Origin of the sequence: Moraxella catarrhalis, assembly GCF_001656295.1 — a bacterium.
Lineage (GTDB): Bacteria > Pseudomonadota > Gammaproteobacteria > Pseudomonadales > Moraxellaceae > Moraxella > Moraxella veridica.
Map to the genome: position 1 here is coordinate 102012 of NZ_LXHE01000006.1, position 13593 is coordinate 115604.

Below are 13593 nucleotides of genomic sequence, written 5' to 3' on the forward strand. Positions count from 1 at the left end.
TTACCCCTTTATAAACCCATGGCTTTTAAATGGGCATTGACTTTGGCGGTCAATTCTGCCACTTGCATTTCAATTTGCGAAAGCGGTTCATGGTAGCGTGTTTCTAATGTTTGCACACGGCTTGCCAAGGTTTGCACTATGCGTTCCATTTCGCTGTGAATGTATCCACCCAAATCGGCAAGCCATTTGTCATCTACCACCAACTGTTGAATATCGCTGGCACTCAATTTGCCGTATTGGATAAATACCGCCAAATCCAAGTCTTCGGTGGCGGTTTTGAGTGCGTCTTTGGCGTGTTTTTCCGCCTCAAACAATTTTATGGCGTTTTTGATGACGGTTTGCTCTTCGCTGTCGATGCTGTTTTTTAAGGCTAGTTTTAGACTTTTGGTGGTGATTTTGTCTTTATTGTCCACCGCATTTTCTAATAAACCATTGCCATGTTCTTCCAAATAGCTTTCTAATTCTTGGCTGGCGGTATCTAAATTCGTCTGTAAGCTTTGAATTTGGGCTAATCGCTCGCCAAAATAGCGTTTGGCGATTAAAGTCGGTGGGATAAGCTCGGCTTTGTATTTGGTTTTGTTAATCACAAGATCGTGCGGTTCGGCTTTGGGCGTTTTGCCATTTTCGTCTTTTTCGGGCTTTTTGATTTCACGCAAAAGCTGCTTGCCCAAATCCCAACCGTCTTGGCAAATCATATAGACATCATCTTGCATCACATCTTGCCAATAGTTCATCAGGATTTGATAGATGTCGTAATTGGCAATCAGTTGGCTGTTTTTGTAGCAATCAAGCAGGCTTTCACTCCATTGGTGAATAAGCTCTTTGGGGCGGTTGCCTTGTGCAATTTGGCGTAAATTATTGGCGTGTTGCCATTGGGCAAAGGGTTGCAGGGTACGCTGTTTAAATTGCGCGTATTCGCTATGTGCTAAAATATGCGATTTGATTTGCTCGGCAGGCAGTTTGGCATGATAGCGTTCGCTTTTGGCTTCAAATAATTCATTTTTCAGTTGTGGGAAAGCCTGCCAATAGTCCGCCAAATCATCAATATCCGCCACAGGAATATCGCCATATAAATGGGCGTTTAAATCCTGAATATCTTCACGCTCGCCACTGTCAATGTAGCGCGGTAAATTTAAGTTGTAATCTTGTTCTACAATTTCCTGCAAACTCACTTGTCGGCTGTAATGGGCAATTTCCAAGCGTTTGGTAAAGGTGTCGATGATTTTGTGAATGTCTTGGTCACGCAAGCGGTTTTTGTTGCCGTCTTTGATGAAATATTTGGATGCATCAATCATAAATACGTTGCCACCGCTGACCACTTCGGTTTGTTCATCGTTGGCAAATTGGGCGGTTTGGGCGTGTTCTTTGTCAATCACAATAATGCAGGCAGGAATGCCAGTGCCGTAAAACAAGTTGGCAGGCAAGCCAATAATGCCTTTAATCAAGCCTTGTTTGAGCAATTCTGCACGGATTTTAGCTTCGGCATTGCCACGAAACAACACGCCATTCGGCAAAATAATCGCGCCTTTGCCTGTCGGTTTCAGGCTTTTGATTAAATGCAGTAAGAAGGCATAATCGCCATTTTTTTCTGGTGGAATGCCGTAAGCGAAACGCTCAAAAGCATCGTTTTCGGGTTTAATGCCGTTTGTCCAGTTTTTGCTGGAAAAGGGCGGATTGGCAACCGCAAAATCAAAGGTGCGCAGTTGTCCATCTTTCAAAAAAGCAGGTGCGGCAATGGTGTTGCCTGTGCTGATTTCGGCGGTTTCGTTGTTGTGCAAAATCATATTCATGCGGGCAAGCGATGCCGTAGAAACGTCTTTTTCCTGACCGTAAAGCGAAATCGTGTTATTTGCTTGTGTCGCCACTTTTAAAAGTAATGAGCCAGAGCCACAGGTCGGGTCATAAACCGTGGTGCTGGCAGGGCTGTCGGGCGCAATTCCGATAATTTTCGCCATAATTCGCGACACTTCGGCAGGGGTATAGAATTGCCCTTTGGATTTGCCCGATTCGGTGGCAAAATGACGCATTAAATATTCATACGCATCGCCCAGTAAATCATCGCCATCGGCTTGATTGGTAGATAAATCTAGTTTTTGAAAAATGCTGACTAAATTACTTAAGCGTTCAACTTGATCTTTACCTTTGCCGAGCTTTTCTTCATCGTTGAAATCAGCCACATCAATCACGCCTTGCAAATCATTGGCTTCGGCAATTTGTTTCAAAATAATGTTGAGCTTGTCGCCAATGTTGGGGGTGTTTTTTAGCGCGACAATATCGTCAAAAGTCGTGCCGTTTGGCAAGTCAATCATGCCTGTTTTGGCTTTAAATTTATCGGAAACGTATTTCAAGAATAATAAAGTTAAGACGTAATCTTTGTACAGGCTGGCGTCCATACCGCCACGCAATTCATCGCAGCTTGCCCATAAAGAAGAGTAGAGTTCGGTTTTTTTGATTGCCATGTTTAAACACCTAAATATCAAATCTAAAAAATATTTCTTGAGTATACTATCGTTATTCAAGGCATATTTGCCACATCTAAGCAGTTTTATTAAATTATATCCAAAATAATAAATCAACCATAGTATCTTATTAAATTAAAGTCTTTCATCATATATAATACACTCATCCTTTGTATAGAAGGCTTAGAAAATAGTATCTTAAACTTTCCAACCGCACAGGTTGCTTAATGTGGTTAGGAGCCAAGCCGCTCCGACACCACACCTAAAAATGGTGAAAAATACCATTGAGCCTGATTGCTATCTAGCACCACTTTGCTAAATTGTATTGCCACATAAGACAGACTATGCTCTGGCAAATGTGTATGCAGCCGCTGAATTTCATCGTACACATCACAGACCAGCCAAGTGCTAATTTGTGCATGATGATAATCAAAATCCATCATCTGAATATAATGGTTGTGCAGATTGGCATGTGATAAACCATGTTGATTCATGTCCTCCATGGCATATACCCTAAATCCATCGCCCTGACCATCTACAATTTGATTAGGAATTAGCACCCACGCTTCATCTTGCTGTATGTTGTGCCGAAATGGCGATATTTGTTGCAGATGTGTATGCACCCGATTAGATGCCCCAACCTCTCGCCAATAGGCATTGACATAATTGGTTTTATTTGCCCCAAATAAATCATGCATCAAAGTATGCTCCAGCTGCTCCAAACTTTCGGGTCTATCTTTGATGATATCTGTCCAAATGCGTGGGCGAGCATCAATTTGACTTAGATGATTATCGCTTATTAAAGCGGTCATGTCATGTTCTGTCAGCTTATATTTTTTGGTTTCAAAGCCAGGCTTGGTAAATATAAGCCCATTGGTATTTTGTAACGCACGAATATTTTTATTCAGTATTAGGATATTGGCATCGGCTGCCTGTTTTTTGGGTCGATGGCGCCAAACTCGACCAGCCAACTGGATGATTGATCGCATTGAGCTTGGCTCAACAATCGCCCAATCATAATCATGGTCACGCCCTACTTCTGCCACAGGTGTCGCTAGCACCATAAAAATATGCTGTTTGGCATGACTTTTTGCCATTTGTTCACAAATCTCATCATGCAAAAAAAGCAGCTGATCATCTTGTTCACTGCGTTTTAGGATTTTATCCAAGACATATTCCAAACGGTTTCGCAAAATCAAAAGCTGACGCGCGTGATAGCATGCCACATGGATGTGCGTATCTTCATCCACTTGCGCCTCTTGTAAATAAAAGGCAATGCGTGTGAGCTGTTTGATATTTGCAATCCGTACCAAGCCAATGCTGGCACTTTTGCCCGTTTTTTTATCAACGGTATGGTAACAATGATGCAACCGAACAGCACCATCAATGATAGTTTGTGCCAATGTGCTATAAAATTCAGCGTTTTTATCTTGATGATATGCGATAGCCAGCGGCAAAATCTCAGCTTTACGGCGGATGGGCTGCTGCTGCAAAAATTTCACGCGCTTTTTGACAAAGGCTTGGTGCTGCTGTCTAAAGCTGTCTATCTCGCCACATGAAGCGACCACTGTGCCATTTTTTTGTTCATCAAACCATGCGCATACCACTTGGAGCGTGGGTTTATTTTGGCTTTGATTGAACAATTTGCGTCCAGCCAAATAGCTTTCAAATAATCCAGCGACCAAATCAGGGGGCAGCGTCGCCGATGACAGCAGCACCTTTGAACCAAACATGCCTGCCAAATGCACGAGCCTTGCCAATGCAGGCAGATCATTATGGTCAAAGTCGTCAGGCTCATCCAAGATTAAATCACTGCTCAGCAAGCGAAGCATGGGAGCAATGTAGCCACCGCCTCGCTTACATTCGCTTGCCCCAATCAGATGATCGATGGTGCAAGTGACTATCGGAGAAAGTAGTAAATCTTTGGCTTTATTATCAGCTAATAAAGTATCAATATTCAGCTTAGCCAGCTCAAGATGGGCGGCATGATACTCAGATGCAAAATCGACAAAGCCATCTACCAGTGCCTCTGCTGATTCACTACCCCAAGCTGTACTTGAGTCATCTTGGTTTTTTTGTTGTTCACCGATTTCAAATAACTGCCGAATACCGCCACCGCCGACCAAAATCGCCAAAACCTCATCACTTAATTGTAAATCCTGACGCAAGCTTAGACCTGTTTGTAAAGTCAATACACGCAGTCCTAATGCAATGGTGAATCTTGCCCCTTTTTTCTCATCTGATAAGCCATACATAATACGAGCATTGCAAATCGTCTTACCGCAGCCAGTTGATGCCATATTAACCCCAAAAAATCCGTGTGTATCACTGTCAACTTGCACACTTTTGGCAGTTTTAAAGGCATGATTTTGCCAAATAAATCGGTCAATATTGGTATTTTTGCTTAATGGGCGATGCGACTGCAATGACGGTAATTGCTCGCCGATAATCGGTAAATAGCGAGCAAAATGTGCCGTAAAGGAAGCAACACCCAGCAAGTGCTCATCTAAAAATTGCTTAGGTTGTTTTGTTTTACGGTTGGTATTGGCAAGTAGATTTAAAGAGGATTTTGTGGCAACACGGCGATGGTCGTTGTCTTTTAAGGATGAATAATTATGATCACCCACCATTAAGCACAGCCGTGATAAATACAGTAAAATGGCGTTATCAATCGGCTTATCTTGTGCAGACAGTGCTTGTAAAGTTGGGTCGTTTATGGCTTTGTTTGCCCAACGCTTTATGCGACTTTGCCAAGCGTTACTGTCAATCACACATTGATTAAATTGCCAAAAATCAGCCAACTGTTTATTGGCTTTATGAGCTGTTTCAAAGGTTCTGGGATTTTTTACCCAATGGTCATTGGCGGTGAAATCTGCATAAATCTTAGTTAGCGAGCGTTCAAAATACAATTTTAAGGTTGGGGCATTTGTTTGAAAACTTATGCGTTCTTGTTCCTTTAAAAATACATTGACCAAAGGCGGTAAACGGTGGTGACTGACAACAAGCCAAGCCACCCACTGCCCAAGTGGTGGCAATTTGGATAAATCGGCATGACCCAAATTATCATGTTTTAAATAATCATTTAACGCTGATAATTTTTGGGTCTTTAGCCACTCATCAATGCGTCCAAAGCGTTCTAACCACTGAGAATCCGTTTGGCAATCTTGGATCAGCCAAAGAAAAATTTTCAGCGAAATCCATTCGTGGCGATAAGGGTCGCCTTGGGTGCTGCCATGTTTTAGCTTATGCTGAAAACCAAGCGTCGATTTGCCCAAATCATGCAATAGCGCCGCCAAAGTCGCCATAATCTGAATGGCGCTGATATATTGCCAGTTATTTTGCCATTCACTGTGCAAAATATTACGGCGTGTTTGGTTCACTGGCACCCAGCCATATTCATTAAATTTATGGCGATTACCCACAATCCACAACATCTCGCTGTGCTTGCGTGTGTGAAAACGGTAACAGCTGACGGCGGTATTTTTGCTTGCTGTGCGTGCCAACAGTTTTTTGACCATGACAAGCCCATCTTCGGTAATGACGGTCTGCCAAGTATTATCACCGATGCGATTGGCAAACGCATCTAGCACAAGGCGTGTGCGTTGCAGTGCCTTTTTTTCACACTGGGAAATAAAGGTCACAATCATTTTATACGCCTTTAAAATACTGCGATGCCAATTTGACTTGACTAAACATAAAATCAAGTGCCTTATGCTCGGTGAATTTTTGTAAGACTTTTTGACGAAATTCTTGTTCTGTAAAATTTTGTTTTGCACAAACAAATGACCACGGCAAAACAATGGCATCTTTTACCAAATCTGCCACATCAAAAACAAGCGCCCCACGCCGTGTCTTACCATGCATCACCGCAAATCCATGCGGAATGCCAAGCACCCACAAAGTACATGCGCCAAGCCCGTATGCCAGATAATTGCCATGATTCAAAAAGTTATTGGCGTCGTCGCCTGCATGAAAATTCCGCTCAAAAGACAATCCGCAATGGGTCGCTGCGTATTTATACAGCTGCTTGGTCAGCAGTGCTTCAGCCAGCAAAAGGTCATTGACGCTAGTGACTTGGTGAATTTTGTGGTCAAACGCCACAAATGCCTGTGCCAGATCACGATCACTGACATCAAACCCAGCCTCTTGCAGCTGCTTATCTTTTGACCAAACTTTTTGGGTAAATGCTAGACGCTTTTGTTGAAACTCTTTGGCAATCGTGAGCCGTTTTTTATCATCAAACCAAAACGACAGCCAACCTTGGACATATTCGGTCGGGCGATATTCGCTTTGGGGATTGAGCCACTGTATTTCTACCCCTGAAAATAATGGCGTCGCACCGCCCCCACAAAATCCCACCAAAACCCCTGCACTGGCAAGCATTCGCATTGCGGCTTGGGTGATGGATGTCCCTGTGCCAAGCAAGATAACTGTGGTATTGGCGATGGGGATATTATAATAGTGGTTTTCGTATTTGGTTTCGGTGAGATACAGGATGCGCCCGTCTTTTTGCATGACTCGGCAATGCTCAAGATAAAATACATTGGCGCGCTTGGAGTGCAAAATTGCCTTAAGATCCGTGGGTTTGAGCGTATCCATGACGTCAATTTCCTTAATGATGAATTTAATTTAATCACACCCATTATAGCCTGTCAAGCGATGATGCGACCAAATTATAAGCTTATATTATCCATCTGCCATATCAGTTATGCTATACTAAATTTGCCATCAGATGATGATGGGTGTAAAAAAACCTTTATTTTTTCAACTATTTAAAAACTTAATAAAATCAATAAGTTATAACTAGTCAACTTTTGATTGGATAAAAAGGGTCAATCCATCATAAATGGCTGTTATTTCTTAATTTTTTCGGTTATAATTACACTTCACGACCGCACAGGTCGCTTAGAAAACTGCTAAACACCTGCTAGTCAATGAGCTAACCTTCACGACCGCACAGGTCGCTTAGAAAACATTGGGGGCATAGTCCAACTTCATGGCATCCTTCACGACCGCACAGGTCGCTTAGAAATATTTTCTAGCCTGTTAACTCCTATAATAAAACTTCACGACCGCACAGGTCGCTTAGAAACTCCGCATTTAAAAAGTTCTTCGCATGCGAATCTTCACGACCGCACAGGTCGCTTAGAAATGCCAACAGAATTTTTTTGCTTATATAGTTATCTTCACGACCGCACAGGTCGCTTAGAAAAATCTAAACAAATAAGCAACAAGCAAGCTAGTACTTCACGACCGCACAGGTCGCTTAGAAATAAAACGCGAGCTAAAATGCCGCGGGTACGAGCTTCACGACCGCACAGGTCGCTTAGAAATGCTAATTACTACAATAAAAAATAATATTAGCCTTCACGACCGCACAGGTCGCTTAGAAAGCCTACCGTTTTTTTCAGGTGGAATTCGCGGCCTTCACGACCGCACAGGTCGCTTAGAAACATTTTTTTCTTATGCCATTTTGTAAAAATACCTTCACGACCGCACAGGTCGCTTAGAAAGTAAATGCCGCGAATGCCGCATTTTCCCTGCATCTTCACGACCGCACAGGTCGCTTAGAAAGCTAACGTTCTAAGCGAGACTGTTGATAGGTCCTTCACGACCGCACAGGTCGCTTAGAAAATCACGACGGCGACACACTTGTACAAATGCCACTTCACGACCGCACAGGTCGCTTAGAAAACTTATTTTTTTAAAAAGTGGCATGGCGGGAACTTCACGACCGCACAGGTCGCTTAGAAAGCTCACCACAGCCACCCAAGAGCCAATTTCTCCTTCACGACCGCATAGGTCGCTTAGAAATGTAGAAGACGCGTATTATTGTGAGCTTAGCGCTTCACGACCGCATAGGTCACTTAGAAAATTGGTACAATCTTAGCCTCACACCGCTATGACTTCACGACCGCATAGGTCGCTTAGAAAGTACTTGCCAAGTGCAATATCAGTCGTTAAATCTTCACGGCCGCATAGGTCGCTTAGAAAATTGAACAAGCAATTCATAAAGCCTTACACTATCTTCACGACCGCATAGGTCGCTTAGAAATAAATGGGGTATACACCGTTATGGTTTATCTTCTTCACGACCGCATAGGTCGCTTAGAAAATAACCTGCTAAAGTCGTTGGCTTATTGGTAACTTCACGACCGCATAGGTCGCTTAGAAAATTAAGGGCTGATTGGCGTGGTGCAAATCACCCTTCACGACCGCATAGGTCGCTTAGAAAAATACAGCTATCCAAGTAACTAACCACCCACCCTTCACGACCGCATAGGTCGCTTAGAAACACCGCCGCGTCGTGATGATTACGACAGCCCACTTCACGACCGCATAGGTCGCTTAGAAAATTTAATGGACAAACCAAAACTAATTCAACAATAGATCAGAACATGACCGAAAACAGGACAGAAAAAGGTATTAGTAGAAATATTATGCTAGTATCTTCTGGGAGTTCTGAGATGTCAGGCGCAGTAGAAGTTGGAAAGAGTCAAGAAATTAACACTAATACAGGTTGGACTACCAGTATATCTTTAGATCATGTTGGCAAATTAGATCATGATATTATGGAATTTAGAATGAAGCAGCCCGAGGAGTATGACAAAGCATATCAAGAAGCAGCTAAAAATTTAGGTATAGACCCACAACAAGATTATTTGCAATTAGAAAGTACGGATAGGCTGAATATGCGAGATGCTTTAAATCCAATCGCTATGCAGAAAAACCAAACATATCTCGGACAATCCAAACCTACAAATGGACTGCCGCAGAACATCGGTGATGTGGCGGCGAAACATTTAAAAAAAATAATAATGAAATAGAGATGCACTATCAAGACGCTATACAGGATTCCAATTTTCAGCCCCCAAAGAAGTAACGGCTCCCGCAACTGGTACGCTAAATAGCACTGCAACACAGAAACAAGTAGTCCGATCGAATAGAGAAAATCTAAGTACTGTAATGCAGCAACGTATCAATCAGTGGGAGCCGATAGCAGACCAAGTGTATAAGGAAATGAATGTATCGCCTGAGTTAATACCTTATCTCAAAGCCCAAATTCATCAAGAGTCGGCCTGGAACCCAAATGCTGTTTCTTCAGCTGGAGCAAGGGGTTTAACGCAATTCATGCCAGGGACTGCTAGAGAATTTAACGTACAAACAGGTCAATCAAGTCAAGCGGTTAGATCTCAGATTAGAGGTCAAGTGCTTTATATGAATTATCTACTTAAAATGTTTAATGGCGATATTACCCAAGCATTGCAGGCGTACAACTGGGGGCAGGGAAATTTACGTGAGCACTTAAAAGGTAAAAAATCTATGCCAAAAGAGACGCGAGATTATGTACCTAAAATTCAAAAATGGGTAGCCTATTACCGTTAAAATCAATGCCAGCTTTTGGCTGGCATTGATTTACTTTTTTTCAATAATAATCAACCAAAGCCTTCCCGTAAATTCACTTGAAATTACACGGTAACCATGGCTATAAATCTCATCAATAGATAAAGGTGCGCCATTTGATAGGTTTTTACATTGCCACTTAGCATCAATGGTTGTATTGTATGTGAAACATAAGTCAGCTTGCACGGCATTTGATCCCAAAGCACTTGTAGAAGTTGCAACCAATCCCGCTGAAATTAAGGCTGAAAGTATAATTTTTTTAAACATTTTTTCATCCATCTTAGAAATATTACATATTTATCAACAATAAATATGTAGATAATTTTAAACCAAAACCCTTTATTTTTCTAGCAAAAAAAGAGGTAGGAGTTATGTCAATTACCGACAATTTAATAGAAATCGTCCATGATGAAATGACGGTCCAAAATGTCAGTAAAGATTTAGCACCTGGTATTAAATCGAAAGAAGATGAACCAGATAAAGCTAACAGTAATAATGAGAACATCGATACTGCCATTCAAAATCAGCATACACAGGCTCAAAATGAAAGTCTATCAGATAGGGCAAATCAAGCTCTTGAAAATAGAGAAAGCATTCAGCATGAACTACCCGAGATTTCAAATTTAATTTTGAGAAATGGGAGTAAATTTGATAATGCGCAAACAGGCGACTTGGTTTATAAAGATGGTGATAAAGCCATTGTCCAAATTGGAAAAATATTGGCTTAAGTTACGATGCTGAGAATTTTAAAAACATTGAGCTTGGCGAAAGAGTTACGATCTTTATGGTGCATGATGAGCATAGGATTATGGCTGCTGCTGAATATGAAAGACAGCAACAAGGCCACGATCTTTCTGGTGATAGGGCGGTTGAATTGGATAATGAAATGAGTTAATCATTTGCTTTATCCCAATTTTTTTACAACAGAGGCTATAGGCGATTTTTTCTACTAATTTTAATGCTTATTGGTGCATCAGCACAAGCACAGCAATATGTTATCAATCCACCCAAGTCTTTAGATATTCGGGCGCCAGATGGTGATACGATCAGTTTTCGTTCTCAAGGTGAAACTGTTCGTGTACGATTGGTCGGTATCGATGCGCAAGAAAGCAAGCAAGCCTACGGTCGAGAAAGCGGCAGCAACTTAAGAAGCTGCATTAATAGCGGTGAAACAATTCAAGTTTACTACAGCAAAAAAAAGATCAGTATGGCAGACTTTTAGGTAAGTTGTAGTTGACGGGTGGGATTGTAATCTCTATTTCCAAATAATTTGCGTCGACGCAAACGCAGAATTTCAATGGGATATATTGACCAATGATACTGTTAATGATACTATTAGAAGTATCATTAACAAACATTATAATAATACCATGGATAACTTACTCACCCATTGTGAAACCCAAGCAATGTGTCGGTGTTCTTAGTTACAAGACTAAGCAGTCCATTGTTTAATGAGCCCTAGGAGAACCAAATTATGCTCAACACCATCTACAGCAAATACATTGCAAGCATCAGCGAGTTTAAAAAAAGCCCAATGGATGCTTTGAAAAATGCCAACGGTGAAACTGTTGCTGTTCTTAATCGTAATGAGCCAGCCTTTTATTGTGTTCCAGCCGCACGATATGAAGATTTGATCGACCTCATCGAAGATCTAGAACTTGCTCAAATTGCAGAGGAGCGAAAAAATGAACCTAGAATTCGGGTAAATATTGATGAGCTATAACCTAAGCTTTACAGAGTCTGCAAAAAAAGAATATGATAAATTAGATAGCAATATTCGTGATCAGTTTAAAAAGAAACTTAAGCAAATTTTGGAAAATCCAAAAATTCCAAAAAATAAACTTAGGGGTTCAAACACCAAAGATCGTTATAAAATTAAGTTGCGATCTGCTGGTTATCGTTTGCTTTACGAAGTCATCGATAATGAAGTGGTCGTACTTGTTATTGCCATTGGTAAACGAGACAGTATATATAAAATACTTAATAGCAATTTGAGCATGTCTTAAAAACGCTGAAAATAATACCTCGGTAATTTGGTCTTGTCAAATAGCGAATTATTTTCTCAAAAACAGTTGAATTTGAAATTTTTAGCTTGATTTTGCCCCAAAATAGCTTTACAATGCAATTAAATTTATGTGCAATGTGAGCCTAAATTATGACAACTTCAAATCTAAATATCCGCATTGATGACGATTTAAAGAACCAAGCAAAGGTAATTTTGGACGGTTACGGCATTTCGCCAAGCCAAGCGGTCAAAATGCTGTTTTTGGAACTTGTTGCCACTCGTAAATTCCCCCTAAGCCTAAGCTATCAAGCCGACTATCAGCCAAATGCTAAAACCATTTCGGCAATGTATGAGCTAGACAATGGCGGTGGTACGCCATATGCCAATCTTGATGAACTTTTGGCGGAGCATGGTCATGTTACAAATCAAGACCAGTAAAGACTTTGACCGTGATATCCGTAAAATCAAGCTAACAACAAACTTGGTTGAAGTTTTGACCTGTCTTAGTCGCAGTGAGGCACTGCCAGCCAAATATAAAGACCATGCACTGACTGGCAATTGGCAAGGTTGGCGTGATTGCCATGTGGCTAATGATTTGGTGTTGATTTAACGAAGTGATGGCGAAATATTGTACTTGGCTCGTCTAAATTCTCATTCAGAAATTTTTGGCTAATCTAAATCTACCGCCCAAAACCAAAGCCCTTGCTACCTGCTAGGGCTTTTTGTTGTTCTGCAACAAGGTCATTGACAAATATTTTTTGTCATGAATTCAAAATTCATTGAATAGCAATTTGAGCATGTCTTAAAAACGCTGAAAATAATACCTCGGTAATTTGGTCTCATCAAATAGCGAATTATTTTCTCAAAAATATTAGTTTTTAAGAATGAGCATGATATTTTATATTAACCCATATTTTTCAAACCCTATTAGGGCGTGTTGAACATTGAGAAAGAAAATTTTGCCAAAAAAAATAGCGAGATAGTACACTTTAAGCTCTGAACCAAAAAGAGAACTACTCGCTATGACTAAGCCCAAACTCATGCTAAATGATAAGCGCTAAATGATAAGCAATGGAAAAGACTTAAACCCATTCTACTTGAAATTGGATTGTATGACAAACCCAACTTACAAAAGACAGTAGAAGGTGTATTGTATCGAATGCAATTAGGCTTACCATGGCGAGACCTACCCAGATATTTTTAGAAACACAATACAGTTTACAAAGCCTTCAACCGTTGGTCAGCCAATAACAAGCTCATTTTACTGTTTAACAAAGTAATAAACCAACCAGACATGGAATGGGTCTTTATTGATGGTAGCCACATCAAAGCCCATCAACATAGCAGTGGAGCAAACCCTAAAGACCAAGCGATTGCTAAAAGTCATGGGGGTAATACAACTAAAATACATTTAGCCGTTGATGCTCATGGTAATCCAATGACCTTTATCATCACTGATGGCACAACCCATGACATCAAAATGGCAAAAGACTTGATAGATAAAGTTGATTTAAGCAATGTTGTCATGCTAAGTACTGATAAAGGCTATGATTCACAGGATTTTCGTGCGTATGTTGAAAAAAAACGCATGCAAACATTCCACGAAAATCAAATAGTAAGCAATCCAATGACCATATGGACTGGTATTTATATAAGTTTCGACATTTAGTCGAAAACGCTTTTTGCAAAATTAGAACTTACGCACTATCTAACAACAGCATGATA

General features: G+C 40.9%; 12 protein-coding genes, 1 pseudogene and 1 CRISPR repeat array. Of the genes and pseudogenes, 9 read left to right on the forward strand and 4 right to left on the reverse strand.

Annotated elements, in window-relative coordinates:
• Positions 1 to 8: 8 nt before the first annotated feature.
• The 3 genes from AO382_RS03680 to cas1f form a co-directional block, all read right to left on the reverse strand.
• Positions 9 to 2459, reverse strand: coding sequence for a type I restriction-modification system subunit M (locus AO382_RS03680; protein WP_064618289.1), 2451 nt, complete (start codon positions 2457 to 2459; stop codon positions 9 to 11).
• 233 nt (positions 2460 to 2692) lie between these two features.
• Complete coding sequence (gene cas3f / locus AO382_RS03685; RefSeq protein ID WP_064618291.1) at positions 2693 to 6106, reverse strand: type I-F CRISPR-associated helicase Cas3f; 3414 nt, start codon at positions 6104 to 6106, stop codon at positions 2693 to 2695.
• A gap of 1 nt (position 6107) precedes the next feature.
• Positions 6108 to 7058: a type I-F CRISPR-associated endonuclease Cas1f gene (gene cas1f, locus AO382_RS03690; protein WP_064618293.1), complete on the reverse strand. Its 951-nt coding sequence runs from the start codon at positions 7056 to 7058 to the stop codon at positions 6108 to 6110.
• Between the two features lie 285 nt (positions 7059 to 7343).
• Positions 7344 to 8814: direct repeats of the CRISPR family, unit length 28 nt; unit sequence CTTCACGACCGCACAGGTCGCTTAGAAA.
• A 43-nt stretch (positions 8815 to 8857) separates the two neighbouring features.
• Here cas1f and AO382_RS03695 point away from each other — a divergent pair.
• Together AO382_RS03695 and AO382_RS03700 are read left to right on the forward strand one after the other, a co-directional pair.
• Positions 8858 to 9286 (forward strand): hypothetical protein, encoded by a 429-nt coding sequence (locus AO382_RS03695; protein WP_064618295.1) that lies wholly within the window; start codon positions 8858 to 8860, stop codon positions 9284 to 9286.
• A gap of 139 nt (positions 9287 to 9425) precedes the next feature.
• Positions 9426 to 9845, forward strand: coding sequence for a lytic transglycosylase domain-containing protein (locus AO382_RS03700; protein ID WP_064618297.1), 420 nt, complete (start codon positions 9426 to 9428; stop codon positions 9843 to 9845).
• Between the two features lie 30 nt (positions 9846 to 9875).
• On the opposite strand, the gene AO382_RS03705 is transcribed toward AO382_RS03700, so the two are convergent.
• Positions 9876 to 10130 carry a hypothetical protein gene (locus tag AO382_RS03705; RefSeq protein WP_064618298.1) on the reverse strand — a complete coding sequence of 85 codons (255 nt, stop codon included), beginning with the start codon at positions 10128 to 10130 and terminating at the stop codon, positions 9876 to 9878.
• A gap of 104 nt (positions 10131 to 10234) precedes the next feature.
• Here AO382_RS03705 and AO382_RS03710 point away from each other — a divergent pair, with 104 nt between their 5' ends.
• The 7 genes and pseudogenes from AO382_RS03710 to AO382_RS10425 all read left to right on the forward strand — a co-directional run.
• Entirely contained in the window at positions 10235 to 10591 is a 357-nt protein-coding gene (locus tag AO382_RS03710) for a hypothetical protein (RefSeq protein WP_064618300.1), read from the forward strand.
• A gap of 230 nt (positions 10592 to 10821) precedes the next feature.
• The gene (locus AO382_RS03715; protein WP_064618302.1) at positions 10822 to 11085 is read left to right on the forward strand and encodes a thermonuclease family protein; all 264 of its coding nucleotides are present in this window, start codon (positions 10822 to 10824) and stop codon (positions 11083 to 11085) included.
• 252 nt (positions 11086 to 11337) lie between these two features.
• Positions 11338 to 11586, forward strand: coding sequence for a type II toxin-antitoxin system Phd/YefM family antitoxin (locus AO382_RS03720; RefSeq protein ID WP_064618303.1), 249 nt, complete (start codon positions 11338 to 11340; stop codon positions 11584 to 11586).
• Positions 11576 to 11869 carry a type II toxin-antitoxin system RelE family toxin gene (locus AO382_RS03725; RefSeq protein WP_064618305.1) on the forward strand — a complete coding sequence of 98 codons (294 nt, stop codon included), beginning with the start codon at positions 11576 to 11578 and terminating at the stop codon, positions 11867 to 11869. Before AO382_RS03720 ends, AO382_RS03725 begins: the two co-directional genes overlap by 11 nt.
• Before the next feature lie 149 nt (positions 11870 to 12018).
• Entirely contained in the window at positions 12019 to 12306 is a 288-nt protein-coding gene (locus AO382_RS03730; protein ID WP_064618307.1) for a type II toxin-antitoxin system RelB/DinJ family antitoxin, read from the forward strand.
• Positions 12284 to 12478, forward strand: coding sequence for a type II toxin-antitoxin system YafQ family toxin (locus tag AO382_RS10420; RefSeq protein ID WP_081261357.1), 195 nt, complete (start codon positions 12284 to 12286; stop codon positions 12476 to 12478). Before AO382_RS03730 ends, AO382_RS10420 begins: the two co-directional genes overlap by 23 nt.
• A 480-nt stretch (positions 12479 to 12958) precedes the next feature.
• A pseudogene (locus AO382_RS10425) lies at positions 12959 to 13593 on the forward strand (IS5 family transposase); the annotation flags it as partial.

Excerpts from the sequence above, each read along its gene's own strand:
- AO382_RS10420 (WP_081261357.1), top strand. The coding sequence starts at position 12,284 with ATGTTACAAATCAAGACCAGTAAAGACTTTGACCGTGATATCCGTAAA.
- AO382_RS03715 (WP_064618302.1), top strand. The coding sequence starts at position 10,822 with ATGCTTATTGGTGCATCAGCACAAGCACAGCAATATGTTATCAATCCA.
- cas1f (WP_064618293.1), bottom strand. The coding sequence starts at position 7,058 with ATGGATACGCTCAAACCCACGGATCTTAAGGCAATTTTGCACTCCAAG.
- AO382_RS03695 (WP_064618295.1), top strand. The coding sequence starts at position 8,858 with ATGACCGAAAACAGGACAGAAAAAGGTATTAGTAGAAATATTATGCTA.
- AO382_RS03725 (WP_064618305.1), top strand. The coding sequence starts at position 11,576 with ATGAGCTATAACCTAAGCTTTACAGAGTCTGCAAAAAAAGAATATGAT.
- AO382_RS03700 (WP_064618297.1), top strand. The coding sequence starts at position 9,426 with ATGCAGCAACGTATCAATCAGTGGGAGCCGATAGCAGACCAAGTGTAT.
- AO382_RS03705 (WP_064618298.1), bottom strand. The coding sequence starts at position 10,130 with ATGTTTAAAAAAATTATACTTTCAGCCTTAATTTCAGCGGGATTGGTT.
- AO382_RS03710 (WP_064618300.1), top strand. The coding sequence starts at position 10,235 with ATGTCAATTACCGACAATTTAATAGAAATCGTCCATGATGAAATGACG.
- AO382_RS03680 (WP_064618289.1), bottom strand. The coding sequence starts at position 2,459 with ATGGCAATCAAAAAAACCGAACTCTACTCTTCTTTATGGGCAAGCTGC.
- AO382_RS03720 (WP_064618303.1), top strand. The coding sequence starts at position 11,338 with ATGCTCAACACCATCTACAGCAAATACATTGCAAGCATCAGCGAGTTT.
- cas3f (WP_064618291.1), bottom strand. The coding sequence starts at position 6,106 with ATGATTGTGACCTTTATTTCCCAGTGTGAAAAAAAGGCACTGCAACGC.
- AO382_RS03730 (WP_064618307.1), top strand. The coding sequence starts at position 12,019 with ATGACAACTTCAAATCTAAATATCCGCATTGATGACGATTTAAAGAAC.